The organism is Luteimonas cucumeris, assembly GCF_007830035.1.
Taxonomy (GTDB): domain Bacteria; phylum Pseudomonadota; class Gammaproteobacteria; order Xanthomonadales; family Xanthomonadaceae; genus Luteimonas_C; species Luteimonas_C cucumeris.
This window is the reverse complement of the sequence record NZ_VLKN01000001.1, coordinates 84,595-110,634: the sequence shown is the minus strand read 5'-3', so window position 1 is coordinate 110,634 and position 26,040 is coordinate 84,595. Positions and strand designations below refer to the sequence as shown.

General features: G+C 67.3%; 26 protein-coding genes and 1 pseudogene. 18 read left to right on the top strand and 9 right to left on the bottom strand.

Annotated features, from left to right (window positions below; all coding sequences use genetic code 11):
- Positions 1–97 precede the first annotated feature (97 nt).
- Positions 98–1,519, top strand: a complete 1,422-nt coding sequence (locus tag IP90_RS00535; protein WP_144897600.1) for a M23 family metallopeptidase — start codon at positions 98–100, stop codon at positions 1,517–1,519.
- Positions 1,520–1,743: 224 nt separating this feature from the next.
- Positions 1,744–2,907 carry an anhydro-N-acetylmuramic acid kinase gene (locus IP90_RS00530; RefSeq protein WP_242007433.1) on the top strand — a complete coding sequence of 388 codons (1,164 nt, stop codon included), beginning with the start codon at positions 1,744–1,746 and terminating at the stop codon, positions 2,905–2,907.
- A gap of 166 nt (positions 2,908–3,073) precedes the next feature.
- Here IP90_RS00530 and IP90_RS00525 read toward each other — a convergent pair whose 3' ends face one another.
- Positions 3,074–4,384, bottom strand: coding sequence for an AmpG family muropeptide MFS transporter (locus IP90_RS00525; protein ID WP_144897599.1), 1,311 nt, complete (start codon positions 4,382–4,384; stop codon positions 3,074–3,076).
- Complete coding sequence (locus IP90_RS00520; protein ID WP_144897597.1) at positions 4,381–5,154, bottom strand: exodeoxyribonuclease III; 774 nt, start codon at positions 5,152–5,154, stop codon at positions 4,381–4,383. The genes IP90_RS00525 and IP90_RS00520 overlap by 4 nt, the downstream gene beginning before the upstream one ends.
- Before the next feature lie 108 nt (positions 5,155–5,262).
- On the opposite strand from IP90_RS00520, the gene IP90_RS00515 reads away from it, so the two are divergent.
- From IP90_RS00515 to IP90_RS00505, 3 genes are all read left to right on the top strand, one after another.
- A complete protein-coding gene (locus IP90_RS00515; RefSeq protein WP_158635226.1) occupies positions 5,263–5,769 on the top strand; it encodes a GNAT family N-acetyltransferase in 507 nt (168 codons plus the stop codon).
- 23 nt (positions 5,770–5,792) lie between these two features.
- On the top strand, positions 5,793–6,470 hold the full coding sequence (pyrE, locus tag IP90_RS00510; RefSeq protein WP_144897594.1) for an orotate phosphoribosyltransferase: 678 nt from the start codon (positions 5,793–5,795) through the stop codon (positions 6,468–6,470).
- Between the two features lie 116 nt (positions 6,471–6,586).
- Positions 6,587–7,261 (top strand): hypothetical protein, encoded by a 675-nt coding sequence (locus tag IP90_RS00505; RefSeq protein ID WP_144897592.1) that lies wholly within the window; start codon positions 6,587–6,589, stop codon positions 7,259–7,261.
- A gap of 126 nt (positions 7,262–7,387) precedes the next feature.
- On the opposite strand, the gene IP90_RS00500 is transcribed toward IP90_RS00505, so the two are convergent.
- A complete protein-coding gene (locus IP90_RS00500; RefSeq protein WP_199753360.1) occupies positions 7,388–7,858 on the bottom strand; it encodes a GNAT family N-acetyltransferase in 471 nt (156 codons plus the stop codon).
- Positions 7,859–8,127: 269 nt separating this feature from the next.
- A complete protein-coding gene (locus tag IP90_RS00495; RefSeq protein WP_144897589.1) occupies positions 8,128–8,487 on the bottom strand; it encodes a winged helix-turn-helix transcriptional regulator in 360 nt (119 codons plus the stop codon).
- A 107-nt stretch (positions 8,488–8,594) separates the two neighbouring features.
- Here IP90_RS00495 and IP90_RS00490 point away from each other — a divergent pair, with 107 nt between their 5' ends.
- On the top strand, positions 8,595–9,470 hold the full coding sequence (locus IP90_RS00490; protein WP_144897587.1) for an NAD(P)-dependent oxidoreductase: 876 nt from the start codon (positions 8,595–8,597) through the stop codon (positions 9,468–9,470).
- Positions 9,471–9,575: 105 nt separating this feature from the next.
- On the opposite strand, the gene IP90_RS00485 is transcribed toward IP90_RS00490, so the two are convergent.
- The 3 genes and pseudogenes from IP90_RS00485 to coaBC form a co-directional block, all read right to left on the bottom strand.
- Entirely contained in the window at positions 9,576–11,885 is a 2,310-nt protein-coding gene (locus tag IP90_RS00485; RefSeq protein ID WP_144897585.1) for a phosphomannomutase/phosphoglucomutase, read from the bottom strand.
- Positions 11,886–11,898: 13 nt separating this feature from the next.
- Complete coding sequence (dut, locus tag IP90_RS00480; protein ID WP_199753359.1) at positions 11,899–12,387, bottom strand: dUTP diphosphatase; 489 nt, start codon at positions 12,385–12,387, stop codon at positions 11,899–11,901.
- A pseudogene (gene coaBC, locus IP90_RS00475) lies at positions 12,384–13,567 on the bottom strand (bifunctional phosphopantothenoylcysteine decarboxylase/phosphopantothenate--cysteine ligase CoaBC). The gene dut and the pseudogene coaBC overlap by 4 nt, the downstream one beginning before the upstream one ends.
- A 195-nt stretch (positions 13,568–13,762) precedes the next feature.
- Here coaBC and radC point away from each other — a divergent pair.
- The 7 genes from radC (at position 13,763) to IP90_RS00440 (ending at position 19,722) form a co-directional block, all read left to right on the top strand.
- Complete coding sequence (gene radC, locus IP90_RS00470) at positions 13,763–14,437, top strand: RadC family protein (RefSeq protein ID WP_144897583.1); 675 nt, start codon at positions 13,763–13,765, stop codon at positions 14,435–14,437.
- A 47-nt stretch (positions 14,438–14,484) separates the two neighbouring features.
- Entirely contained in the window at positions 14,485–14,901 is a 417-nt protein-coding gene (locus tag IP90_RS00465; RefSeq protein ID WP_206751898.1) for a four helix bundle protein, read from the top strand.
- Positions 14,902–14,928: 27 nt separating this feature from the next.
- Complete coding sequence (gene argS / locus IP90_RS00460; RefSeq protein WP_144897579.1) at positions 14,929–16,617, top strand: arginine--tRNA ligase; 1,689 nt, start codon at positions 14,929–14,931, stop codon at positions 16,615–16,617.
- The gene (locus IP90_RS00455) at positions 16,618–17,364 is read left to right on the top strand and encodes an SPOR domain-containing protein (protein WP_144897577.1); all 747 of its coding nucleotides are present in this window, start codon (positions 16,618–16,620) and stop codon (positions 17,362–17,364) included.
- Positions 17,365–17,367: 3 nt separating this feature from the next.
- Complete coding sequence (locus tag IP90_RS00450) at positions 17,368–18,231, top strand: carboxylesterase family protein (RefSeq protein WP_144897576.1); 864 nt, start codon at positions 17,368–17,370, stop codon at positions 18,229–18,231.
- Between the two features lie 220 nt (positions 18,232–18,451).
- The gene (locus IP90_RS00445) at positions 18,452–18,832 is read left to right on the top strand and encodes a hypothetical protein (RefSeq protein ID WP_144897574.1); all 381 of its coding nucleotides are present in this window, start codon (positions 18,452–18,454) and stop codon (positions 18,830–18,832) included.
- Positions 18,833–18,972: 140 nt separating this feature from the next.
- On the top strand, positions 18,973–19,722 hold the full coding sequence (locus IP90_RS00440) for an SDR family NAD(P)-dependent oxidoreductase (RefSeq protein ID WP_144897572.1): 750 nt from the start codon (positions 18,973–18,975) through the stop codon (positions 19,720–19,722).
- Positions 19,723–19,777: 55 nt separating this feature from the next.
- On the opposite strand, the gene speA is transcribed toward IP90_RS00440, so the two are convergent.
- Complete coding sequence (gene speA / locus IP90_RS00435; protein ID WP_144897570.1) at positions 19,778–21,667, bottom strand: arginine decarboxylase; 1,890 nt, start codon at positions 21,665–21,667, stop codon at positions 19,778–19,780.
- A gap of 124 nt (positions 21,668–21,791) precedes the next feature.
- Between speA and speE the strand changes: the two genes are divergently transcribed.
- Entirely contained in the window at positions 21,792–22,640 is an 849-nt protein-coding gene (gene speE / locus IP90_RS00430; RefSeq protein WP_144897568.1) for a polyamine aminopropyltransferase, read from the top strand.
- Positions 22,641–22,727: 87 nt separating this feature from the next.
- Here the strand turns inward: speE and IP90_RS00425 are convergent, their stop codons facing one another.
- Positions 22,728–23,066, bottom strand: coding sequence for a P-II family nitrogen regulator (locus IP90_RS00425; protein ID WP_144897566.1), 339 nt, complete (start codon positions 23,064–23,066; stop codon positions 22,728–22,730).
- Positions 23,067–23,215: 149 nt separating this feature from the next.
- On the opposite strand from IP90_RS00425, the gene ubiK reads away from it, so the two are divergent.
- The 4 genes from ubiK to IP90_RS00405 all read left to right on the top strand — a co-directional run bounded on the left by ubiK (position 23,216) and on the right by IP90_RS00405 (position 25,973).
- Positions 23,216–23,491: a ubiquinone biosynthesis accessory factor UbiK gene (gene ubiK, locus IP90_RS00420; protein WP_144897564.1), complete on the top strand. Its 276-nt coding sequence runs from the start codon at positions 23,216–23,218 to the stop codon at positions 23,489–23,491.
- A gap of 9 nt (positions 23,492–23,500) precedes the next feature.
- The gene (locus IP90_RS00415) at positions 23,501–25,015 is read left to right on the top strand and encodes a YifB family Mg chelatase-like AAA ATPase (RefSeq protein WP_144897562.1); all 1,515 of its coding nucleotides are present in this window, start codon (positions 23,501–23,503) and stop codon (positions 25,013–25,015) included.
- 159 nt (positions 25,016–25,174) lie between these two features.
- Positions 25,175–25,693, top strand: coding sequence for an Hsp20/alpha crystallin family protein (locus IP90_RS00410; protein ID WP_144897560.1), 519 nt, complete (start codon positions 25,175–25,177; stop codon positions 25,691–25,693).
- A gap of 13 nt (positions 25,694–25,706) precedes the next feature.
- Positions 25,707–25,973 (top strand): hypothetical protein, encoded by a 267-nt coding sequence (locus tag IP90_RS00405; RefSeq protein WP_144897558.1) that lies wholly within the window; start codon positions 25,707–25,709, stop codon positions 25,971–25,973.
- The last annotated feature ends 67 nt before the right edge of the window (positions 25,974–26,040 follow it).

The following is a 26,040-nucleotide window of genomic DNA, read 5'->3' as shown; positions in this document are numbered from 1 at the left end:
AAAAAGCCTGCGGTTTCAGGCATTTGACGTGCGCAGTTCGCGTGATTATGGTACCGACGTTACGTGCCCGTCACATGCGGGCTCCGGGATAAGAACAATGAAAAAATCCGGCAGCGGCGAGAGTCGACGCGAACGTCTAAGGCTTTTACGCGAAGCCGCCCTGCACCGGAAGGTGCTGGCGAAACTCCCCACCGGATTCGAAGGTCGCTGGACCCGCCGCCATTGGCTGCACGCCAGCCTGTTCGCCTCGCTGGGCGCGCTGGTGGCCGCGATCGTTCCAGGCTTCACCGACGCCATGCAGGAGCACCGGCCCACCTCGCATACCTCGATGGCGCTGGCGCTGCCGCAACTCGCGCTAGGCCGTCACCATATTTCCGACGACAACTGGCAGACGGTGCAGCTCCGGCCCGGGCAGACCCTGAGCGAAGTGTTTTCCGAGCTGGGCATTCCCTACAGCCAGCTGGAACGGGTCATGCAACACCCGAAGATCAAACCGGCGCTGCGGCGAATGCGCCCGGGCACCGAGTTGGCGTTCAACCTGCCGAGGGACGGCAGCGTCCGCGCCATGACCATCACCATCGACGACCAGCCGATGGAACTGGAATTCACCGGCACCGCCCTGCGCGAACGCATGATCCCGCAGGAAGTCACCACCCGCACCGTGGTGCTGAGTGGCAACGTCGGCAAGTCGCTGTTCGCCTCGGCGCGCAAGGTCGGATTGGGTCGCAAGCAGCTGGCGCAATTGACCGACGAGATGTTCAAGTACGACATCGACTTCGATTCCGACCTGGACGAAGACGATCGCTTCAGCGTCGTCGTGGACCAGACCTGGAAGAACGGCCAGCTCAGCGACACCGGTCCGGTACTGGCCGCGGCCTTCACTGTAGACAGCAAGCTCAAGAGCGCCTTCCGCCATGTACGCGACGGCAAGCCGGGCTATTACACCGCCGAAGGGCGGCCGCTGCAGCGGGCCTTCATCCGCATGCCGATCCCGTATGCGCGGTTGACCTCGCGCTTCGGTGCGCGCCGGCATCCGGTGCTGGGCAGCATGCGCATGCACAAGGGCGTGGATTACGGCGCCAGCACCGGCACCCCGATCATGGCCGCCGGCGATGCGCGCGTGCAGTTCGTCGGGCGCAAGGGCGGTTACGGCAATACGGTGATCCTCGATCACGGCCGCGGTTACACCACGCTGTACGGACATATGTCGTCCTTCGCCAAGATCCGCCGGGGCCAGCGCATCGCCCAGGGCACCGTGATCGGCCGCGTCGGCAGTACCGGCCTGGCCACCGGCCCGCATCTGCATTACGAATTCCGCGTCAACGGCGTGCACCGCAACCCGCTGTCGATGACCATGCCGCCGCCGCAGCCGCTGAGCGGTGCCGCGCTGGTGGCGTTCAAGAACGAAACCCGGCGCGCGCTGGACAAGATCCGCGAGGTCGAGGACGTGATCTATTACCCGGGCGAAGACACCCAGGTCGCGAAGACGGAAACCAAGAAGCCGCCACGCAAGGGCTGAACGCCCCTACCGCGCGCATCGATCGCACCAGAAACATGGAGATGCGTTGTGCGCGGCACACAGCCTCCTGTAATCGATTGCCTGCCACCGTCCACATGACGTCGCCCTGATCTGGTTGGAGCTACGATCAGCGCTGCGTGGGCGGCGCGTAATGTGAGGCATTGGCCGGTTACCCGCTCCGCAGGAGCAGGTAAAGTGGCTGCCCGCTTTCACGAGCCTGCGCATTGCCGACTTCGTCAACCCATTCCCTGCTGTACCTCGGCCTGATTTCCGGCACCAGCGCCGACGGTATCGATGTCGCACTGGTGCAGATGGCGGATGAGCGCAGTGCGCCCGTCGCGGACATGCGCGCGCAGGGATCGCGTTGCGAACTGGTCTGCGGCCGCACCTATGCCTGGAATGCCGGGTTGCGCGCACGATTGATCACACTCGGGCAAGGCCAGGACCATGTGTCGCTGGACGAACTGGGCGCGCTCGACGTGCAGGTCGCGATGGCCTTCGCCGAAGCCGCGTGCCAGCTGCTGCACGAGGCCGGCGTGACTGCCGACCAGGTGCATGCACTCGGCTCGCATGGGCAAACCGTGCGTCACCGCCCCGACGGAAAACATCCGTTCACCTGGCAGATCGGCGACGGCAACGTCATCGCAGAGCGCTGCGGCATCACCACGGTTGCCGATTTCCGTCGTCGCGATGTCGCCGCCGGTGGCCATGGCGCGCCGCTGATGCCGGCCTTCCATGCGGCGATGCTGCACTCCGACATCGAAGATCGCGCCGTGCTCAATCTCGGCGGCATCGCCAATTTCACCCTGCTGCCACGCGCCGGACAGGTGCGCGGCTTCGACACCGGCCCGGCCAACGCCCTGCTCGATGCCTGGTGCGAGCGCCATGTCGGCCACGTCTACGACGCCGACGGCCAGTTCGCGGCGAGCGGAAACCTCGACGAGGCGCTGCTGTCGCGATTGCTGGACGATCCCTGGTTCGCCACGCCGCCGCCGAAGAGCACCGGCCGCGAACAATTCCATCTGGACTGGGTCGACGCGCGCCTCGGTACGCTGACGCGGGCGCCGCAGGATGTGCAGGCGACGCTGCTGGAACTGAGCGCGGCCACCATCGCCGATGCCCTGCTCGCCACCCAACCGGACACCCGCCGCGTGCTGGTCTGCGGCGGCGGCGTGCGCAATCCGTTGCTGCTGGCGCGGATCGGCGCGCGCCTGCCGGGCGTCATCGTTGAATCGACCGCCATGCACGGGCTCGATCCGGACTTCGTCGAAGCAATGGGTTTCGCCTGGCTGGCGCGCGAAACGCTGGCCGGACGCCCGGGCAACCTGCCCAGCGTCACCGGCGCGCACGGGCCGCGGGTGCTGGGCGTCATTCATCCGGCCACCTGAAGCGGTCCGGAGTCGAGTCTTGTAGAGCGGAGCTTGCTCCGCTGGCCTTTTGCCCATGCGCCGTAGCGTGCGCTGTGCGCACGATGGCGGCACGGTTCGTGCGCGCAGCGCACGCTACGCCTGCAGGCAGCGGAGCAAGCTCCGCTCTACGAAACCGGAATCGCAGCTAGCGGTCCTGCACCGCCGCCGGTTCCTTGATCCGCTGCCACAACCACGCCAGCAGCAGCAGCGTCGGGATCACGGTCAGCGTGCTGATCAGGAAGAAGGTGCTGTACGAGGTCGCCTCGACGATGTAACCCGACGCGCCGCCGACGAACTTGCCCGGCAGGTTGGCCAGCGACACCAGCAACGCGTATTGCGTGGCGGTGAAGTTGCGATCGGTCAGCGACGACATGAACGCCACCAGCACCACGCCGGCGAAGCCCTGGAACAGGTTGTCGGCGGCGATCGCCGCATAGAACGCCCAGATCTGCCCGGGATAGTGCGCCATCAGCAGAAACGCGGCGTTGGACAACGCCACGCCGATCGCCGCGGCGAACAGCATGCGGCGGAACCCGAACGCGGCCACCGCCGCGCCGCCGGCGAACGCGCCGACCACGCCCATCACCACGCCATACAGTTTCGACACCGTGGCGATGTCGGACTTGGTGTAGCCCGAATCGAGGTAGAACGGCCCGGCCATCACCCCGATCACCTGGTCGGGAAACTTGTACAGGCCGACGAACAGCAGCAGCACCAGTCCCAGCAGCAGACCGTTGCTGCTGAAGAAGCTGGAGAACGGCTGCCAGAACGCGCCGACGAAATCGATGCGGCGCGTCACTGTCGATTCCGGCGCGACCGGTTCACGGCACAGCAGTGTGGTGACGATCGGCAGCAGCATCAGCGAGGCCATCGCCAGGTAGGCCCAAGTCCAGTCGCGCAGGTCGGCGATGTACAGCGCGCCGGCGCCGGCCAGGATCAGGCCGATCCGGTAGCCGAGCACGTAGGTCGCCGCCAGCGCCGCCTGCGCGTTGGCCGGAGCGATCTCGATGCGGTAGGCATCCACCACCGAATCCTGCGTGGCGCCGGCGAACGAGGCGATCAGCACCCACATCACCAGCCCGCCGACGCCATATTGCGGACGCATGTAGGCCAGCGCGAACAGGGCGACGGTGACCACCAGCTGCGCGATCAGCAACCACGAGCGGCGGCGGCCGAGGAAGGCGGTGAGCGGAAACGCATAGCGGTCGATCAGCGGCGCCCACAGGAACTTGAGCAGGTAGAAGAAGCTCGCCAGGCTGATCAGACCGATGCTGCCCAGGTCGAGGCCGACATCGCGCAGCCGCGTCGACAGCGTCTGTGAGGCGATCAGCAGGAACGGCAGGCCGCAGCCGAAGCCCAGGATCGCCATGGTCAGCGCCGACGGCGTCGCGAAGGCGCGCTTGATCCCGGCCCAGCCCTTGTAGGAGACCGGCGCGGTCGCGCTGGTGGTGCTCATGCCGTGTAGTCCACCACGAACGGCGCATGGTCGGAGAAACGCGGCTCGGGATGGACCGCGCACGCGAGCAGCCGGTCGCGCAGCGAAGGCGTGACGAACTGGTAATCGATGCGCCATCCGACGTTGTTGGCGCGCGCCGCGCCGCGGTTGCTCCACCAGGTGTAGTCCTGACCTTCGGCGTGCAGCGCGCGGTAGGCGTCGACCCAGCCGCTGCCGTCGACGCAGAGGCCATTCAACCAGTCGCGTTCCGGCGGCAGGCAACCGGAGTTCTTCTGGTTCGATTTCCAGTTGCGGATGTCCAGCGCGCTGCGCACGATGTTCCAGTCGCCGCACAGCACGTAGTCGCGGCCGCTGGCCAGCCACTCGTCGAGGATCGGCTTGAGCCAGGCCATCACTTCGAACTTGAAGCCCTGGCGCAACTCGCCCGAAGATCCGGACGGGATGTAGAACGAGACCACGCTCAGGTTGCCGAAGCGCGCCTCCAGGTAGCGGCCTTCCTCGTCGAAGGCCTCCCATCCCAGCGCCGTGCGGATCTCGTCGGGTTCTTGCCGACTGTAGATCGCCACGCCGCTGTAGCCCTTCTTGGTGGTCGCATCGCGGAACCAGGCCCTGTAGCCCTTCGGCAGGAACGCGTCGCCGGCGAGCTGGTGTTCCTGCGCCTTGGTTTCCTGCACGCACAGCAGGTCGGCATCCTGCCTGGCGAACCAGTCGAAGAAACCCTTGCTGGCGGCCGAACGCAGGCCGTTGGCGTTGAAACTGACGATGCGCATGCGAAACCGTGGGCGTGTGGAGACCCGGACGATTGTAGGGGCGCGCTGCCGCGCGTGCCGGCCCGGCGCTGAATGCCGCCGAAGAACCGCGGCCGCTATCATCGCCGCATGAGCGATCCTGCCGGCCTCCGCGTCGCACCGGTCACGTCGGCACTGGCCGCACAAGTGCGCGAATTGCGCGTGGCGCCCGGGCAGCAGCTCTTTGTCGGCGATGTCGCCTTCAACCTGGCCGATGCCCAGCGCAGCCCGCACAGCGATGCGATGGCGATCCTGATGCGGGACGCGCAGTCCGGCGAAGTCGTGATCGGCTTCTACCGCCTCGATTACACGGCCACGATCGTTGCCCGCAAGCCGATCGCCGGCAGTGTCGGCCTGCGTGCCTTCCTGATCGACCACCGTCACCAGGGTCTGGGACTGGGCACGCGCGCGCTGGAGGCCTGCTGCGCCGACCTGCGCCGGCGTCACCCACAGCGCCTGCTGCTGGCATTGAACGTCGACTGCAGCAACCGCAGCGCGATCCGCGCCTATCGCAAGGCCGGCTTCGTAGACAGCGGCGAACTGTACGCCGGCGGCCGTGCCGGCCCGCAGCAGCTGATGCTGCGCAGCCTGGCCTGATCGACGCATGGGATAATCGCGGCATGAACGATCACCGCGCCCGTTTCCTGCAACTGGCCTTGCGCGCCGACGCGCTGCGCTTCGGCGAATTCACCCTCAAGTCCGGGCGCAGCAGTCCGTACTTCTTCAATGCCGGCCGCTTCGATTCCGGTGTCGCGCTGGCCGGGCTCGCCGGCTGCTACGCCGATGCGATCGAGCAGGCCGGCGTCGCCGGCGCGCTCGGGGATTTCGATGTGCTGTTCGGCCCGGCCTACAAGGGCATCCCGCTGGCGACGGCGCTGGCCTGCGAGTTCGCGCGCCGCGGCCGCGACCTGCCGCTGGCGTTCAACCGCAAGGAAGCCAAGACCCACGGCGAAGGCGGTACGCTGATCGGTGCCAGCCTGCAGGATCGGCGCGTGCTGATCGTCGACGACGTGATCACGGCCGGCACCGCGATCCGCGAGGCGCTGGCGATCATCGCCGACGCCGGCGGCACTGCGGCGGGCATCGTGATCGCACTGGATCGCGAAGAGGCCGTCGACCCCGCAACATCCCGACGCTCGGCGGCACAAACTGTCGCGATCGAACAAGGGCTTCCGGTGATCGCGGTCGCCACGCTTGGCGACCTGCTCGCCTTCGCCGGCGGCAGCGCCGAACTGGTGGGACAACGCGAGCGCCTGCTGGCGTATCGCCAGGCCTACGGCAGCGACCTGCCCGGTTGAACGCCGGCACCGCGTTGGCAGGAGAAGGAGACCCGCCAGGATCGGACCGGCTGCGGCATGGCCCGACTCTTGCTTAGGTTGCTGGAGATGAAGCGGTCGAAGGACGACGGGCAGGCATGAACAGGTTTCTTCCAAAGCTGACCGGCGCACTGCTGCTGTCGTGCGCGCTGCTGGCCGGCGCGCAGGACAAGGCCGGCAAGAAGCTGTTCTGCTGGAACGAGAATGGCCGCAAGGTGTGCGGCGATGCATTGCCGGCCAGTGCCGTCGACAGCGCGCGCGAGGAACTGAGCGGCAGCAGCGGCCTGCGCATCGGCGAGGTCGGTCGCGCCCTGAACGACGAGGAACGCCGCGCGCACGAAACCGAGCAGAAGCGCCTGAAGGCCGAGGCCGACGCCGCCGAAGCCGCACGCCGGCGCGATGCTGCGCTGGCCGAGTCGTATGGTTCGGAAGAAGAACTGCGCCGCGCCTACCGCATCCGTTACGACCTGATCGACGAATCGATCAAGTCCTCGCGGCTGGCGCTGGACAACCTGCACCAGAGCCTGCGGCGCATGCTCGAGCAGGCCGGCGAACGCGAACTGTCCGGCAAGCCGGTCGCCAAGCCGATGGCCGACAACATCCGCCAGCAGCGCGACAGCTATCTCGAATTGCAGGAAGCCTACGCGCACCAGCAGCGCGAGCGCGAGGCGATCGACCAGCAGCTGCAGGAAGCCGTGGCGCGCTATCGCGAGATGAAGGCGCCGAAGACGGACGCCGCCCCGGCCGGAACGAACGCACCCACCCGGGGTTGATACCCACCGGCACGGTCTGGATCCCGGGGTTGGTCCTGATGTCGGACCAGCGGCTTCGTCACTTGTCAGGCTACGCAGGTGGCGACATGCATCCGATCATCGGATGTCGTATCCGATGCAGGCTGCTCAGAGAACCTTGCGCCAGATGCGATCGTCATCTACCCGATCGCCGAGCTTGAACGTGCATCTGCCCACCTCCTCGAAACCGTGGCGGGCATAAAAACGTTTGGCGCGCTCATTGTGGTCGAACACCGTCAGGTAAAGCTCCGGTGCGCCTCGTTCCCGAGCCGAACTCACCGCCCACTGCATGAGTTCTTCGGCGACGCCTTTTCCGTGCCAGCCGGAAAGCACGTAGATCTGCTGTAGCTCAAGCGCGTCGTCCCGGGCATTCCGGGCAGGCGCGCGCAGCGGCGTCATCTTCGCGTATCCGATGGGTTGGCCATCTTCAGTCGCCACGCGCCAGCTGACCGCCGGATCGCCAAGGTCCTTTGCCATGGGCCCATCCGCCGCCCATGTCTGATCACAGAAAATGCGAAAGGATTCTTCATCGTACAGGTGGGAGAAGGTCTCGCTGAAGATCCGGCGTGCAACGTTCAACAGACGTTCCCTGGGCACTGCATACGGTGGTACGAAAAGGACTTCCGAAGTGCTGGACATTAATCTGCAACCTCTGTTGATCGATTGATCGTAAACCAGGCGCCTGAATCGGCCGCGTCGGGCAGCGGCCTGGACTTGAATGATGGGAAAGAACTCCTCCGGCGTCGCGACACGGCCGGCGAGCCAGACCGATGATTCAGTTCAGGGCACGGGATCACAAGGCGAGTCCAAGCCATGCACGCCACGGTCGCCACCGTCGGAACAGATGCTCAACGGGCATGGGCATCGAGCATCTGCTGGCACTGGTTCACAGTGTCGTCCGCGAATTGCGTGCCCCACATGGCCAGGGCATGGACCGCATCGTTCAACGATGCGCCGATCTCGGTGACCGAATATTCGACGTGCAGCAAGCGGCCGGAACGATCGTCGCGATGCACGATGCCGCTGGCTTCCATTTCGCGCAGCTGCTCGTAGAGCACTTTTTCACTGATGCCGGGAATGCGGCGACGCAGTTCACGGAAGCGAACGGGCGCGGCGTGCAGCTCCCACAGGATCGTCGGCTTCCACTTGCCGCCGATCACCCGCATCGCCGGGCCAAGTCCACAGTTGTAGGGTTGAGGACGTTTCACCGTTGCCTCCATGACGGACGCTAGCGCATACGTTCTGGTAAGTAATTGTGCGGCCTGGTTGCGCCAGCCAAATTATGCGCCACTTTGGAAGAGCGGGACGCAGCATCATGGCGCAGCAACGCGAGATCAGCGTGATCGGGCTCGGCGACATGGGTGGCGTGCTCGCACGGACGCTGCTGCACAAGGGCTGGCGCGTGACCGTCTGGAACCGCGGCGCCGCACGTGCACAGGCGCTCGCCGTCGCGGGTGCAACGCGAGTGGATGATCCTGCCGAGGCGCTCGCCGCAAGCCCGATCGCGATCATCTGCCTGTCGAACTATGCGGCGATGCGTGAGGTGCTCGATCGCGGCGGCGAAGCGCTGCGTGGTCGCGTCATCGTGCAGCTGGGCAACGGCACACCGCAGGACGCGCGCGACGCGGCCACCTGGATTGCATCCCGAGGCGCGGCTTACCTGGACGGCACGATCCTCGCCTGGCCCAGCCAGATCGGCGGCGAGGAAACGGTCATCCTGGTTTCCGGCGCCGAGGATGCATTCGCGCGCGCACGTCCTGCACTGCAGGCGCTGGGCGGCGGCACGGCATACACCGGGACACGCATCGAAGAGGCGGCGGCGCTCGCCGCCGCTGCGCTGGCGTACCTCGCCGGCCATTGGATCGGCATGGCGCATGCGTCGCTGCTGTGCCGGTCCGAAGGGCTCGACGTGCAGGCGCTCGCGGGCATGCTCGCCGATTTCGCACCGGTCCTCGCTGACGACCTGCGGCACATGGGACGCGTGATCGGCGAAGGCCGCTATGCGAATCCGGAAAGCACCCTGCGGACCGCGGGCACGGACATCGCCAATCTCGTGCGACAGGCGCACGAGGCGGGGATTGGCGACGAGTTCCCCGCCTATGTGGCGGGCCTGTTCCGCCGCGCGGTGGCCGCCGGCCACGGCGACGAGGAACACGTGGCCGTGATCAAGGTGCTCGGCAATGCGGCGTGATATCGATTCTGGTCGCGGTCGTGCAGCTCATGGATTGCCGGCGCCGATGCCTGACAAAGACGAGATAACACCGCCCCTCAACAGCGAAGCCGGCCACCGTCGCCGCTAGAACGGCAGCGCCAGCCCCGCGTCCAATCCCAGCAGCCGTTCGCGGAATGCGTTCTGGATGCGTTGCAGCGTTTGCGCGTCATTGGCCTCGAAGCGCAGCACCAGGATCGGGGTGGTGTTGGATGCGCGCACCAGGCCCCAGCCATCGGGCCAGTCGGCGCGCAGGCCGTCGATGGTCGACACGCGCGCGCCCTCGAATTCTCCGGCGGCGACGAAACGCTCGACGAAGGCATGCGGGTCGGCCACCGGCACTTTCAGCTCCGGCGTGGACAGGCCTTCGGGGATCGTGGCGAACACCTGGTCCGGCGTTTCCTCGCGACGACCGAGGATCTCCAGCAGCCGTGCGGCCGAATAGATGCCGTCATCGAAACCGAACCAGCGTTCCTTGAAGAAGAAGTGGCCGCTCATCTCGCCGGCCAGCTCGGCCTCGGTCTCGCGCATCTTGGCCTTGATCAGCGAGTGCCCGGTCTTCCACATCAACGGACTGCCGCCGTGGCGCAGGATGTACGACGACAGCGCGCCGGTGCATTTGACGTCGTACACGATCACCGCACCAGGATTGCGTTCCAGCACGTCGGCGGCAAACAGCATCAGCAGGCGGTCGGGGAAGATGTTGTGGCCATCGCGGGTGATCACGCCGAGGCGGTCGCCGTCGCCGTCGAAGGCGATGCCGAGGTCCGCATCGAGGCGTTCGACCATGCGCCTGAGGTCTTCGAGGTTGTGCGGCTCGCTCGGATCCGGGTGGTGATTGGGGAAAGTGCCGTCGATCTCGCAATACAGCGGCACGACATCGGCACCGATCGCTTCCAGCACACGCGGGCCGAGTTCGCCGGCAGCGCCGTTGCCGGCGTCGACCACGACTTTCAGGCGGCGGTCGATCTGCACGTCGGAGGCGACGCGGCTGACGTAGTCGTCACTGACGTCGCGCTGGTTCAGGGTGCCCGGCGTGGCCGCTTCGTGCAGGCGGCCGTCGGCGATGCGCGCATACAGGTCGGTGATCGCGTCGCCGGACAGCGTCTCGCCGCCGATCACGATCTTGAAGCCGTTGTAGTCCGGCGGGTTATGGCTGCCGGTCACCGCCACCGCACTGCCGGTGCGCAGGTGATAGGCGGCGAAGTAGATCAGCGGCGTCGGCGCCAGGCCGACGTCGATGACGTTGCGCCCGGCGCGGCGCAGGCCGGCGATCAGGCCGCCGACCATGTCCGGTCCGGACAGGCGGCCATCGCGGCCGACGGCGATGTCTTCCAGTCCCTGGTCGTGCATCGCCGAACCGATGGCGTGACCGATCAGTTCAGCGACGCCGATGTCCAGCGTCTCGCCGACCACGCCACGGATGTCGTAGGCGCGGAAGATGCCGCGATCGATCATCACCGGGGCGCGTTTGGGGGCTTCCTTCACTTCAATCACCTTGCGGTCGGGGTCGACGGGGGTGGTCTCCAGCGCCTGCGCCAGCGTCGGCTGTTCTTCGGCATCCACTGTGGGCGCACGCGCCGGATCGGTGCGGCGCCAGACCAGCCACAGGGTCAGCGCCAGCGACGCCAGCACCAGCGCCAGCACCAGGCAGGGAACGGCGGCCAGCCCCCATGGTCCGGCGACGGTATCGGGCACCGCGGCGGCGATGCGGAAGTCGCTGTTCGGCACCTTCGCCGCGAGCGCTTCGGCGCTGTTCCCCAATGCGTCGTCGCCGCGCGCGAGCACGGTGTAGCTGCCCTGGCGCAGGGCAAGATAGTTGTCGTCGTCGACGCCGGCCTCGGCCAGGCCGGCAGTCAGCGTAGTCAGCGGAAACTGCACCAGCACCACGCCGACGGTGCGCGCGCCGACCTTGGCCGGCGCGGCGACCACCAGGCGCGGCGCGCCCTTGTCCGCGGCCACGCGCGCCACGGCGGCCTGCTTGCCCAGCGCGGCTTCGGCCGCGGCAAGGCGTCCGTACCCGGTCTTGGGCAGGTTGTCATAGGCGACGTGCAGGTCCGGTGGCAGCACCTCGACGCGCTGCACGCCGTTCCAGCCGGCGCCGATGCGTGCCGCCGCGGTATCCAGGTCGTTGGCCTGCAGCGCGGTCTGGATCGCGGTCTGGCCGAGCTTGTCGCTCAGGTGCCGCGTTTCGCGGCCGACGATCTCCGCCACCTCCGCGGCAGCAGCATCGCGCTGCGCGGTCAGCGATTGCAGGCTGGCGCCATCGCGCATCTGCTGCACGCCGGACCACCCCAGCCACAGCGCCAGCACGGCCAGCGCCGCCATCAGCCACGGCAATGCGGGCCGCGTGGCGGCACCATCGAGCTTGAAGCGACGCGCTTCGGAATCGGTCATCGGTTTTCCCCTGTCAACGCACGCCGGTATGGCCAAAGCCGCCTTCGCCACGCGCGCTGCTGGCGAAACCTTCCACCACCTGCAATGCCACGCGCACCACCGGCAGCACCACCAACTGGGCGATGCGATCCCCCGGTTGCATCGTAAAAGCCTCGCGGCCACGGTTCCAGAGGCTGATCAGCAGCGGCCCCTGGTAGTCGGCATCGATCAGACCGGTGCCGTTGCCCAGCACGATGCCGTGGCGATGGCCCAGTCCGGAGCGCGGCAACACCACCGCGCACAGGCCCGGATCGGCGAGGTGGATCGCCAGCCCGCTCGGCACCAGCGCCGCGTCGCCTGGCGACAGCGTCAGCGGTGCGTCGAGCGCTGCGCGCAGGTCGAGGCCGGCACTGGCCAGCGTGGCGTAGGCAGGCAGCGGCCATTCGTCGCCGAAGCGCGGATCGAGCAGCTTCACTTCCAGCGGATGCGACACGCGCGGATCGGCTTCGATGGTCGGGTTCATGCGTGCAGGCGCTCCGCGATCAGGGTCAGCAATTCGTCGGCCAGCTGCGTTTTCGGCGCCGGACCCAGTGCCTGCACGCCGTCGCGCGAGTACACGGTGAGCGCGTTGTCGTCGCTCTCGAAACCGCTGCCGGCCACGCCGACGCGGTTGGCGGCGATCAGGTCGAGGTTCTTCTTCTGCAGCTTGCCGCGCGCGTGCGCTTCGATGTTTTCGGTTTCGGCGGCGAAGCCGACCACGCAGCGCGGCCGCGACGGCGAAGCCGACACTTCGGCCAGCGTGTCGGGCGTGCGCACCAGTTCCAGGGTCAGGATGTCGGCGGATTTCTTGATCTTGTTGCCAGCGATCGCACGCGGCGCGTAGTCGGCGACGGCGGCCGCACCGATGTAGACGTCGGCCGGCAGCGCGGCGATCACCGCATCGCGCAGCTGCGTGGCCGAGCGTACGTCGATCCGCTGCACGCTGGCCGGCGTATCCAGATGCACCGGACCGGCGACCAGCACTACCTGCGCACCGCGACGCGCGGCGGCGGCGGCGATCGCGAAGCCCATCTTGCCGCTGCTGCGGTTGCCGATGAAGCGCACCGGATCGATGTCCTCGAAGGTCGGCCCGGCACTGACCACGATGCGCAGGCCGGCGAGGGACACCGCTGCGGTCATGCGCCGCCCTGCGAGGCCAGCGCCGCGACGATCGCGTCCGGCTCGCTCATGCGCCCGGGTCCGGATTCGCCTTCGGCCAGCGGACCGTCGTCGGGGCCGATCACCTGCACGCCACGATCCTGCAGCGTGGCCATGTTGGCCTGTGTCGCCGGATGCAGCCACATGCGGTGGTTCATCGCCGGCGCCACCGTGATCGGCGCGGTCGTGGCCAGGCACAGGGTGGTGACCAAGTCGTCGGCGAAGCCATGCGCGAGCTTGGCGAGGGTATCGGCGGTGGCCGGCGCCACCACGATGCGGTCGGCCCAGCGCGCCAGCTCGAGATGGCCCATCGCCGCCTCGGCCGCGGCGTCCCACAACGAAGTGCGTACCACCTCGCCCGACACCGCCTGGAAGCTGGCGGTGCCGACGAAATGCTGCGCGCCCTCGGTCATCGCCACGCGCACCGACGCGCCGGCATCGCGCAGCCGACGCACCAGTTCGACCGCCTTGTAGGCGGCGATGCCGCCGCAGACGCACAGCAACACGCGTTGTCCGGACAGAGCAGCCACGCTGGGAGTTTTCCTACGCCGAATGAGGGCTCTAGCTTACCCGAAGGGTCGCCACCGCCCGATGCCGTGGCGGCCACGCAGTCACTAAGGTGAATCGCACCGTCGCAATACGCGTCGACCCCGCCGCCGCTCTTCCTAATCACGAATCACCAATCACGAATCCCGACCCCCATGCACATCCGCGACTGGCCCGCCTCCGAACGTCCCCGCGAAAAACTGCTGGCCCGCGGCGCATCCGCGCTGTCGGACGCCGAACTGCTGGCGATCTTCCTCGGCTCCGGCCTGCGCGGCCGCGACGCGGTCGCCACCGCGCGCGACCTGCTGGCGCAGCACGGCCCGCTGCGCACCCTGCTCGAACGTCCGCCCGCGCAGTTGGCAAAACTGCCGGGCTTGGGTCCGGCGCGCGTCTGCGCCCTGGCCGCCGCGCTGGAACTGGGCAACCGCCATCTCGCCAGCGCGCTGGAGCGCGGCGATGCGCTGACCGATCCGGCTGCCGCGGGCCGCTATTTCGCGCAACGCCTGCGCCAGCATCCGCATGAAGTGTTCGCCGCGCTGTTCCTGGATACGCGTCATCGCGCGATCGCCTTCGAGGAACTGTTCCGCGGCACCGTCGACGGCGCCGAAGTCCATCCGCGCGAAGTCGCCCGCCGCGCGCTGGCGTTCAACGCTGCCGCGGTGATCGTCGGCCACAACCATCCCAGCGGCAATCCCGAGCCCAGTGCCGCCGACCGCGCCGTCACAGCGCGCCTGAAGCAGGCGCTGGCGCTGGTGGACGTGCGCCTGCTCGATCATTTCGTGATTGCCGATGGGCCGCCGGTATCGCTGGCGGCGCGGGGGTGGGTGTGAGGGTGGTTGTTGGGTTGTTGGGTTGTTGGGCTATGGGGTGGGATGAGGTGAAGGGGTATCGCGATCTGGTGGTCTGGCAGCGCGCCATGGATCTGGTGCCTGCGGTGTATGCCGTCGCCCGCGCGTTGCCCAAGGAAGAAACTTATGCCTTGGGTGACCAGCTGCGACGTGCGGTCGTTTCAATACCGGCCAACATCGCGGAAGGACAGGCTCGCCAGCACCGAAAGGAATTCCTGCAGTATCTGGCCATCGCCAAAGGCTCCCTCGCCGAACTGACCACCCTGCTGCTGGTAGTGGAACGGATCGGATACATGTCCGCCGAAACACTCGCCCCTGCGCGGATCGCCCTGAGTCGCGTCGCCAGCCCACTCCACGGCCTGATAACCACCCTACGGCACAGAACCCCAGAACCGCAGAACCCAAAAACCCAAAAAACCCAAAAAACCCATAAGAACCTAGAATAAGCCCCCCCCTCGCTGCAAGTTCTCAATGTGAAAGCCCCGCTCCGCGCTCTGATCGAACAGGGCATCGCCCACCTGCGCACGACCGGCACGTTGCCGGCCGATGCCGACACGCCCGATTTCGTCGTCGAGCGCCCCAAGGATCGCGGCCACGGCGATTTCGCCAGCAACGCGGCGATGGTGCTGGCCAAGGTCGCGCGCAGCAATCCGCGCGCGCTGGCGCAGCAGCTGGTCGAGGCACTGCCGGCGTCCGACGACATTGCGAAGGTAGAGATCGCCGGGCCGGGCTTCATCAATTTCCACCTGTCGCCGGCGGCCTACCAGCGCGAGGTCGGCAAGGTGATCGCCGCTGGCCACCATTACGGTCGCAACGGTTCGGGCCAGGGCGTGTGCGCCGGCGTCGAATACGTGTCGGCCAATCCGACCGGCCCGCTGCACGTCGGCCACGGCCGCGCCGCGGCAATCGGCGACTGCATCGCGCGCGTGCTGGACGCCAACGGCTGGGCGGTGACGCGCGAGTTCTACTACAACGATGCCGGCGTGCAGATCGAGAATCTGGCCAAGTCGGTGCAGGCGCGCGCGCAGGGCCTGGCCCCGGACGACGCCGGCTGGCCGGCCGATGGTTATCGCGGCGACTACATCGCCGATGTCGCCAGCGCCTATCTCAATGGCGAGACCGTCGAGTTCGAAGGCCATTCCGAAACCGGCGCGAAGGATGCCGGCGACTTCGACGCGATCCGCCGTTTCGCCGTGGCCTACCTGCGCCGCGAGCAGAACCTCGACCTGGCCGCGTTCGGCGTCAACTTCGACGTCTACTTCCTCGAATCGTCGCTGTATGCCGACGCCAAGGTCGAAGAAACCGTGCGCGAACTGGTCGCCCACGGCCACACCTACGAGGAAGGCGGCGCGCTGTGGCTGCGCAGCACCGATTTCGGTGACGACAAGGACCGCGTGATGCGCAAGTCCGACGGCACCTACACCTATTTCGTGCCGGACGTGGCCTATCACCTGAGCAAATGGCAGCGCGGCTACGTGCGCGCGATCACCGAACTGGGCGCCGACCACCACGGCTCGCTGATGCGGGTCAAGGCCGGCCTGCAGGCGCTCGACGCCGGCATCCCGGCCGGCTATCCGGAGTACGTGCTGCACCAGATGGTCACGGTGATGCGCGGCGGCGAGGAAGTGAAACTCAGCAAGCGTGCCGGCAGTTATTTCACGCTGCGCGACCTGATCGAGGAAGCCGGGCGCGACGCCACGCGCTGGTTCCTGATCGCACGCAAGCCCGATTCGCAGCTGACCTTCGACATCGACCTGGCGCGCCAGCAGAGCAACGACAACCCGGTGTTCTACGTGCAGTACGCGCACGCCCGCGTCTGCAGCCTGCTGCGCCAGGCCGGCGAGAAGGGCTTCGCCTACGACCAGGCGAACGGGCTGGCGCGGCTGGGCCTGCTCGACGACGACGCCTCGCAGGCGCTGATGGTCGAACTGTCGCGTTACCCGGAAGTCGTGGAGACCGCCGCCGAAGTGCTGGAACCGCACCTGGTATCGGTTTACCTGCGTGAACTGGCGAACGCCTTCCACACCTGGTATCACGCCACGCCGGTGCTGGTGGACAATACCGATACGCGCGATGCGCGTCTGGCCCTGGCCGTGGCAACCCGCCAGGTCCTGGCGAATGGGCTGGATTTGCTGGGCGTGAGCGCCCCGGAGAGCATGTAAGTGGCAGCAAGACGCGGCAAAACACAGGCGAAGCGCAACAACGGCAACGGCATTCCCGGCTGGGCCTGGATGATCCTGGGCGTGGTGCTGACCATCGGCGTGGTCCTGTTCGCGCCGAAGCTGCTCAAGTCCGACGGCAAGGACGGTTTCTTCCGTCCCAAGCCCAACCCGGACGCGCAGCCGGCAGCGGCCAGCAGCGACGACGGCAACGACGCCGTGGTGCCGGAAGGCATCGCCGCCGGCAACGAGGAGGCCACCAAGCCGGGCGAAGCCGCGCCGGAATCCGACTACGACTTCTACACCTTGCTGCCCGGCAAGGAAGTCAAGATGTCCGACGCCGAACTCGCCGCGACCGCGCGCGAGGAGGAAGCACGCCAGCGCCGCGCTAATGCCACCACGCCGCCGGCCACGAACGCCGCGGCTAACGACGCACCGGCCACCACGGCGACGGTGGCGACCTCAAGCGTGACCACCGCAACCGCAACCACGCCCGCCGCTGCCAGCAGCGACAACAGCGCGCGCTACATGCTGCAGGCCGGCGCATTCGGTGCGTCCGGCGATGCCGAGGCGCTCAAGGCCAGGATCGCGCTGCTGGGTCTCAACGCACGCGTCGAATCGGCCTCGATCGGTGGCAAGACCGTCTACCGCGTGCGCATGGGGCCTTACGGCTCAGCGTCCGAACTGGCGGAAGCAAAAGGCAAGCTCGGCAACGGCGGCTTGCCGGCAATGGCAATCAAGGCGCAATAATCCATGTCCAGAATTCTTTCGACGCCGCGCCTGCGCGGCCTGACGCTGCTGGCTTGCCTGTTGATGGGCGGCTGCGCCACCGACACCGGCGTGGAGCGCGTCGCCACCGTTCCCAGCATCGATCCTGCGGTGCTGCAAGCCTTGCCCGGCGACGAGTTCATCGCCGGCGAGTTCAGTTCGCGCAACGGCACCCGTATCCCGTACCGCCTGCTGGCACCGGCCGGCGCGGATCCGGACGAACGCTATCCGCTGGTGCTGGTGCTGCATGGCTCCGGTGCCATCGGCGAAGACAACCGCAGCCAGCTCAATGGCTTCGCGCTGGCGTGGGCCTCGCCGGAACTGCGCACGCGCTATCCGGCCTACGTGCTGGTGCCGCAGTTCCCCAGCCGCAGCGCCGAGTATGACAACGCACAGGCGCCGCAGTCCGCGCGCGCCACGCCGGCCCTGTCCGCGGCGCTGGAACTGGTCGACAGCCTGGTCGCCGAACGCGCCATCGATCCGCGCCGCATCTACGTCACCGGTTTCTCGATGGGTGGCTCGTCGGCCTGGTTGTCGCCACTGCTGCGCCCGGACCTGTTCGCCGCGGCGATGCCGGTGTCCGGCATCGCACCGGATCGCGCTGAAGCCGCGCGCCTGGGCAACGTGCCGCTGTGGGTGCTGCATGGCGATGCCGACAGCGAAAACCCGATCGATTCGGATCGCGCCATGGTCGCGCGCATCCGCGCCCAGGGCGGCGAAGCCGTGCGCCTGCGCGAGTACGAAGGCCTCGACCATCGCATTCCCGGCGACGTGATCTTCGGCACCTGGTGGCGCGACTGGCTGTTCGCGCAGAAGCGTCCGAAACCCGAAGACGATTCGGAAGACTGAGCGCGTCATGCAGGGCGGGGCTTGCTCCGCCGCTGCATCGACACGAAGTCGCGATGGCGGGCATGGCCTGCCTCCCTCCCATCTCCAGCGGATGTCTGTCTCACGGCTCAGGACTGCGAGCGGAATCCGCTCGATTCGCGGACTGCGACCGACGCCCGATCCGGTCGCGATCGGTGAGAAGCCGCCGGCGCACAATGCCTTCCCTAGGGAGGGAACCGCCATGCCGATCGAAGCCGCACTGATCAAACCCGTCGTCGACGCCCTGATGAGCCTGTTCAGGCAGGGCGACAACCTGCGCCTGAAGCGCAATGCCGAGGCCGCGCTGCGCGATGCGATCCGCGAACTGCTGCTGGCCAATCCCAGCGAGAGCAAGGCCGAGGCGCGCATCGCCATCGCCAAGGCCGCCGGCATCCTGTCCGAGGACGTGGTGCTGGCCGAGGACATGCTGAAGAAGCACCGCGCCACCAAGACGCGCACCAGCGGCAAGAATTCGACCGGCCGCAAGCGCAAGCCGGCCGAGAGCAAGGCCGAGAAAGCGCCGGCAACGCCGTCCGATAAGCCGGCCGCGAAGAAGGGCGCGAAGAAGGGCGGATCGGATTAGGCGGGCGTTGCGCCGCCGATGTCTTCGCCGTTGCGCCACGCGTGTTATCGACATGGCAACGATCGCAGCCACGCACATCGATGGTTCCGTTGCACAATGCGCGCTGCCTTGCATGACGCCGCTGGCCCTACAATCGCGGCATGACCCAGACCATCCTTGTCACCGGCGGCACCTCCGGCTTCGGCGCCGCCATCGTCCGCCGTTTCGCCGGTGCCGGCTGGCGCGTGATCGCCACCGGCCGTCGTGGCGAACGGCTGCGGTCGCTGGTCGACGAATTCGGCGCCGACCGCATCCACGCCGCGGCCTTCGACATCCGCGACGCCGATGCCATGGTGCAGGCGATCGAAGCGCTGCCTTCCGGCTTCCGCGATATCGACGTGCTGGTCAACAACGCCGGCCTCGCACTCGGCACCGCGCCGGCGCAGCGCGCCGACCTGGCGCAATGGCGGCAGATGATCGACACCAACATCACCGCGCTGGCGACGCTGACCCATCGCCTGCTGCCGACGCTGATCGAGCGCCGCGGCGCGATCGTCAACATCAGCTCGATCGCAGCGACCTATCCCTACAGCGGCGGCAACGTCTACGGCGCGACCAAGGCCTTCGTCACCCAGTTTTCGCTGGGCCTGCGCAGCGACCTGCACGGCACCGGCGTGCGCGTGACCTCGATCGAGCCGGGGCTGGCAGAAACAGAATTCACCCTGGTGCGTACCCGCGGCGACCAGGCCGCGTCCGACACGCTGTACGCAGGCGCGCAGCCGATCACCGGCGAGGACATCGCCGAGTCGGTCTGGTGGGTCGCCCACCTCCCCGTGCACCTCAACATCAACCGGCTGGAAGTGATGCCGGTGAGCCAGTCGTTCGCCGGATTCCAGATCGCGCGCACCTGAGCTGCGCCAGTCTTCCGTCGCAAGCCGCATCCGACGCGATGCATGCTGCCCGCGCTTACTCTAGCGGCTCGTCGCTCAGGTAGGTATAGGCGGTCAGCCCGCGCTCCAGCGCCTCGTTGATGCGCTCAGCTTCGCCCTTGCCCATGTCCACGGCACCGACCATGGCCCTGTAGCGGCGACGCAGATCGACGAGCTTGTAGCCGACGTAGTCCAGCATCACGTCGGTCGTGTCGCCGCGCCGCTGCTGGCTGATCGCGTGGCCATCGCCGGCAACCTTGACCTCGATCGCATCGGTGTCGCCGAACAGGTTGTGGATGTCGCCCAGGATCTCCTGGTAGGCACCGACCAGGAAGAAGCCGAGCCTGTAGCTCTCGCCCTTGCGCAACTCGTGCAGCGGCAGCGAACTGTCGAGGTCCTCGTTCTCCACATAGGTGTCGATCTTGCCGTCGGAATCGCAGGTCAGGTCGGCGATGATGCCGCGCCGCGTCGGTGCCTCGTCGAGGCGTTCGATCGGCACGATCGGGAACACCTGGTCGATCGCCCATACGTCCGGCATCGACTCGAACACGCTGAAGTTGACGAAGTACTTGTCGACCAGCCGCTCGTTGAGTTCGTCCAGCAGCGGGCGGTGGCTTTTCTCGTCGTAGGTCAGCCGCGACTTCACCGCATGCGCGATCGCGTAGAACAGGTCGTCGATGCGCGCGCGGTGAGCGAGGTCGATCTGACCGAGCGCGTACAGCGCCAGGCCCTCGGCGTGGAAATGCTGCGCTTCCTGGAACAGCTCGACCGCCGGCCGCGCATCGATGTCGCCATGGACCTCACGCAGGTGACGGATCACCGCCGGCTCGTCGTCGTGCGCATCGGGCACGCGCCCTTCCGGCGCGCGTTCGACTTCAGACACGTTGGCCACCAGCACGGCATGGTGCGCGGTCATCGCGCGGCCGCATTCGGTGACGATCCGCGGCGGTGCCAGGCCGTTCGCCTCACAGGCTTCGGCCAGCGGCTGCACGATGTTGGACGCGTACTGGCCGACGCCGTAGTTGACCGAGCAGAAGCTGCGCGAACGCGTGCCTTCGTAGTCGATGCCTAGGCCGCCGCCGACGTCGACATGCGAGATCTTCGCGCCCAGCTTCGACAACTCCACGAAGTAACGCGTCGCCTCGCGCATGCCGTTGGCGATGTCGCGCACGTTGGAGATCTGCGAGCCCATGTGGAAATGCAGCAGGCCCAGGCAGTCGGCCATGCCGCTGTCGCGCAGCGACTTCCACAGGTCCAGCACCTGGCGCGGGCTGAGCCCGAACTTGGCCTTGTCGCCGCCACTGTTCTGCCATTTGCCCGCGCCCAGCGAGGCCAGCCGCATGCGCACGCCCAGACCGGGCTTCACGCCGAGTGCCTTGGCCTCCTGCATCACCAGCGGCAGTTCGGAAGGTTTCTCGACCACGATGTACGTCTGCAGGCCAAGCTTGCGGCCGATCAGCGCCAGGCGGATGTACTCGCGATCCTTGTAGCCGTTGCAGACGATCAGGCCGCCCGGTCGCGACAGCGCCAGCACCGCCATCAGTTCCGGCTTGCTGCCGGCTTCCAGGCCGAAGCCTTCGCCGGCGTGCGAGGCCAGCGTGCCGGCCACGCCGTAATGCTGGTTGACCTTGATCGGATACACCGCGGTGTAGCCGCCGGCGTAGTTCCAGTCCTGCTGCGCCTGCGCGAACGCCGCCTGCAACTTGGCGAGGCGATCGCCGAGGATGTCGGGAAAGCGCACCAGCAGCGGCATGTTGGCGCCTGCGGCCATGGCCTCGTTGACCACGTCGGCCAGCACGATGCCGGGGCCCTGGCGGCCCTTCGGACTGACCACGACGCGACCTTTGCCGTCGACGTCGAAATAACCTTCCGCCCAGTGCGGGATCGAATAGGTCTTGCGGGCTTGGTCGAGCGACCAGGCAGTCATGGGCGTGGGTCCGGATGCGTGAGGAGAGTGCGCATTCTAGCGTCCGCAGGCGAACGGGCTGTCACGGAGGTTCGTTACAATCCCGTTTCCCGATGTCGTCAGCTTGCAGAACCAAGGAACCGCCGTGACCGCCCCCACCTGGAAATACGAAAACTTCGAACCCGCCGGCTCGGCCATCGGCTACCGCATCACGCGCAAGCTCGACGAGGTGCAGTCGGATTTCCAGAAGATCGAGATCTACGAGACCACCGACTGGGGCAACCTGATGCTGATCGACGGTGCGGTAATGCTGACCACGCGCGACAATTTCCTTTACCACGAGATGATGTCGCATCCGGCGCTGTTCACCCACGCCGACCCCAGGCAGGTCGTGATCATCGGCGGCGGTGACTGCGGCACGCTGCGCGAGGTACTCAAGCATCCGGGTGTGGCCAAGGCGGTGCAGTGCGACATCGACGAACAGGTCACGCGCATGGCGGAGAAGCATTTCCCCGAGCTGTGCGATTCCAACCACGATCCGCGCGCCGAACTGCTGTTCGACGATGGCATCGCCTACATGAAGAACGCTGCGCCAGGCAGCCTGGACATCGTGATCGTCGATTCCACCGATCCGGTCGGCCCGGCCGAAGGCCTGTTCAACAAGGCCTTCTACGAATCCTGCTTCCGCGCGCTGAAGGACGACGGCATCCTGGTGCAGCAGTCCGAATCACCACTGGTGCTGCTGGATTTGATCAAGGAGATGCGCGGCGAGATGCGCAAGGCCGGCTTCATCACGTTCAAGACCCTGCCGTTCCCACAGCCGTGCTATCCGACGGGCTGGTGGAGCTGCACGCTGGCGCGCAAGTCCGGCGGCTTCGATTTCCGCCAGCAGGATGCGGCTGCGAAGATGTTCAACACGAAGTATTACAGCGCCGACATCCATCGCGGCGCGTCGACGCTGCCGCCGTTCGTTGCCGCCGCACTCGGCGAATGACATAGCCCCGTAGGCTGGGTCGGCTCCATCGACCCAGCTTCGCACGAAGAGGTCGGTTGTAGGCTGGGTTGATGAAGCCAACCCAGCCTACAAAGCATCGCCATCCAGCTCGCCAGTCCGTATTCGCACCACCCGCTCCAAGTCCCACACGAACACCTTGCCGTCGCCGATCTTGCCGGTGCCGGCGGCTTTCATGATCGCCTCGGTCACCGCATCGACCAGGTCGTCGGTGACGGCGACTTCCAGCTTGATCTTGGGCAGGAAGTCGACTACGTACTCGGCGCCGCGATACAGCTCGGTGTGGCCTTTCTGGCGGCCGAAGCCCTTGACCTCGGTGACGGTGATGCCGGCCACGCCGGCTTCGGCCAGCGCCTCGCGCACGTCGTCGAGCTTGAACGGCTTGATGATCGCCATGACCATCTTCATCTGAACTTCTCCCGGTAATCGCGACATTGATCCGGGCTCAGGATAATCGGATTTTTCCTACCCCGCGTCGCGGCTCCGGCCGACGGCGTCGCCGCGTCGCCCGGCCCATGCTGGACGCACCCTCGCCAAACGACTGGACCCTAGCCGCCATGATCGATCTCAACCACATCGACGAACTTGCCCGCCGCCTCAGCAGCCTGGTGCCGCCGGGTCTGCGCGAGAGCCGCGAGGAACTGCAGGAGAATTTCAAGGCGGTGCTGCAGACCGGACTGGCCAAGCTCGACCTGGTGACGCGCGAAGAGTTCGACGTGCAGCGCGCGGTGCTGCTGCGCACGCGCGAGAAACTGGAAGCGCTGGAACGCTCGGTGGCCGAACTGGAGTCGCAGCGCGCGCCCGGTGACGGCGCCGCTGCGTCGTCGCACTAGTCCTCTGCCATGACGCTCGCGCTGGTGCATGGACGCGCACGCGCAGGCGTGACCGCGCCGGCGGTCAAGGTGGAAGTGCACCTGGCCGGCGGCGTGCCGCGCATGTCGATCGTCGGCCTGCCGGAAGCGGCGGTGCGCGAAGCCAAGGATCGCGTGCGCGCCGCCATCCTCTGCGCCCAGTTCGAATTCCCGGCGCGCGTGATCACCGTCAACCTGGCACCGGCCGATCTACCGAAGGATGGCGGCCGGTTCGACCTGCCAATCGCGATCGGCATCCTCGCCGCCAGCGGGCAGATCCCGCGCGATGCGCTGGATGGATATGAATTCCTCGGCGAGCTGGGCCTGACCGGCGAACTGCGCCTGGTCGATGGCGTGCTGCCGGCCGCGCTGGCCGCGGCGCAGGCCGGACGCAAGCTGATCGTGCCGCCGGGCAACGGCGCCGAAGCGGCGCTGGCAAGGGATGTCGAGGCCTATACCGCACGCACGCTGCTGGAAGTCTGCGCGGCGCTCAACGGCAGCAAGCCGCTGCCGCGCGCGCTGGCGCCGGCCTCGCAACGTGCGCGCGGGCCGGACATGGAAGACGTGCGCGGCCAGGCGCATGCGCGACGCGCGCTGGAAGTGGCCGCGGCCGGCAATCACCATCTGCTGCTGATCGGCCCGCCCGGCTGCGGCAAGACCCTGCTGGCCTCGCGCCTGCCAAGCCTGTTGCCGGAAGCCAGCGAGGACGAGGCACTGCAGGCCGCGGCGATCGCGTCGGTCAGCGGCCGCGGACTGGATCCTGCGCGCTGGCGCGAACGCCCCTACCGTTCGCCGCACCACACCGCCAGTGCGGTGGCGCTGGTGGGCGGCGGCGCGCAGCCGCGCCCGGGCGAGATCTCGCTGGCGCACCACGGCGTGCTGTTCCTCGACGAACTGCCCGAGTGGGACCGGCGCGCGCTGGAAGTGCTGCGCGAGCCGCTGGAATCGGGCGTGGTCACGATTTCGCGTGCGGCGCGGCAGAACGAATTCCCGGCGCGATTCCAGCTGGTGGCGGCGATGAATCCCTGTCCCTGCGGCTGGGCCGGCGATCCCAGCGGGCGTTGCCGCTGTGGCGAAGACAGCATCCGCCGCTATCGCGCGAAGATCTCCGGGCCGTTGATGGATCGCATCGACCTGCACGTGGAAGTGCCGCGGCTGCCTCCGGCGGACCTGCGCCCGGACACGGCACCGGGCGAAAGCAGCGCGATCGTGCGCGCCCGCGTCGAACAGGCGCGCGAAGTGCAGCAACGACGCGCCGGCAAGCCGAATGCGCAATTGAGCCAGGCCGAGATGGCGGTGTCGTGCCGGCTGTCCGACAGCGACCAGTTGCTGCTGGAGCGCGCGATCGAGGCGTTGCAGCTGTCCGCGCGCTCGATGCACCGCATCCTGCGCGTGGCGCGCACCATCGCCGACCTCGGCGAAAGCGAATTCATATTGAGCCCGCACCTGACCGAAGCGCTGGGCTATCGCCGCCTCGATCGCGGCCTGGCACGACTGGCAGCGTAGGCCTCGGATCTGGCGCGTCCGACGGCGAACGCACGCCGGGATCCTGAATCTTTTTTCAACGCCACGCGTGCACCGCTTGCGGCAATTCTTGAAATCCTTGGACGCGCGCCTATCTGCCACGGCGGACGTCCACCGTCCTCAGCCAAAGGAGACCTTGCCATGAACAATATGGTTCGTTATCCCCAGCGGCCCGGCCAAGGCTTGGATCCGATCAAGCAAGTCTTCGACCGCCTGTTCGAGGGGAGCCTGTTCCAGACGGATTCCGCGGACGAGTCTTCCGTGGTCACCAGCCAGTGGGTACCGCGCGTGGACATCAAGGAAGAGCCGCAGCGTTTCGTGCTGTATGCCGACATCCCCGGCGTCGACCCGCAGGACATCGAAGTGCAGATGGACAAGGGCATGTTGACGATCAAGGGCGAGCGGCGAAGCGAGGAAACGCTGGAAACCGAAAGATTCTCGCGCATCGAACGCCGCCACGGCAGCTTCCATCGCCGCTTTGCCCTGCCCGACAGCGCCGACGCCGACGGCATCACCGCGTCCGGCCACAACGGCGTGCTGCAGATCGTCATCCCCAAGCGTCCGGAAAAGACGCCACGACGCATCCAGGTCGGTTCGGTGCAACTCGTAAGCCGCGTCTGCTGCCCGGGCATGGGCCCGGGCAGCTTCATCGCGCAATGAAGGGGTGCCCGACATGGACCGCATCACCGAACAGACCCTCTGCGACCTGCAGGCGCAGCTGTACGTGCAGCGCATCGCCTTGTGCGCGCTGGCGCGGGCGCATCCGGATCCGGACGCCGTACTGTCGGCCTGGCGCGCCACACTTGCCGAAGCCGCCAGCGATCCGGTCGTGGCCGCACATGCGCAGCGCAGCGAATTCCTGGCCGAACGCTGCCAGGCCTTCGCCGAAGACTGGACGGCGGAACTGGTCGAACTGGCAGTACCGCGACAACCGCGCTGACACGCGTGCCAGGGCAGGCGACGTCGTGCCGTGAACCGAGTCGTGATCCAACCGTAAAGGGACCGGA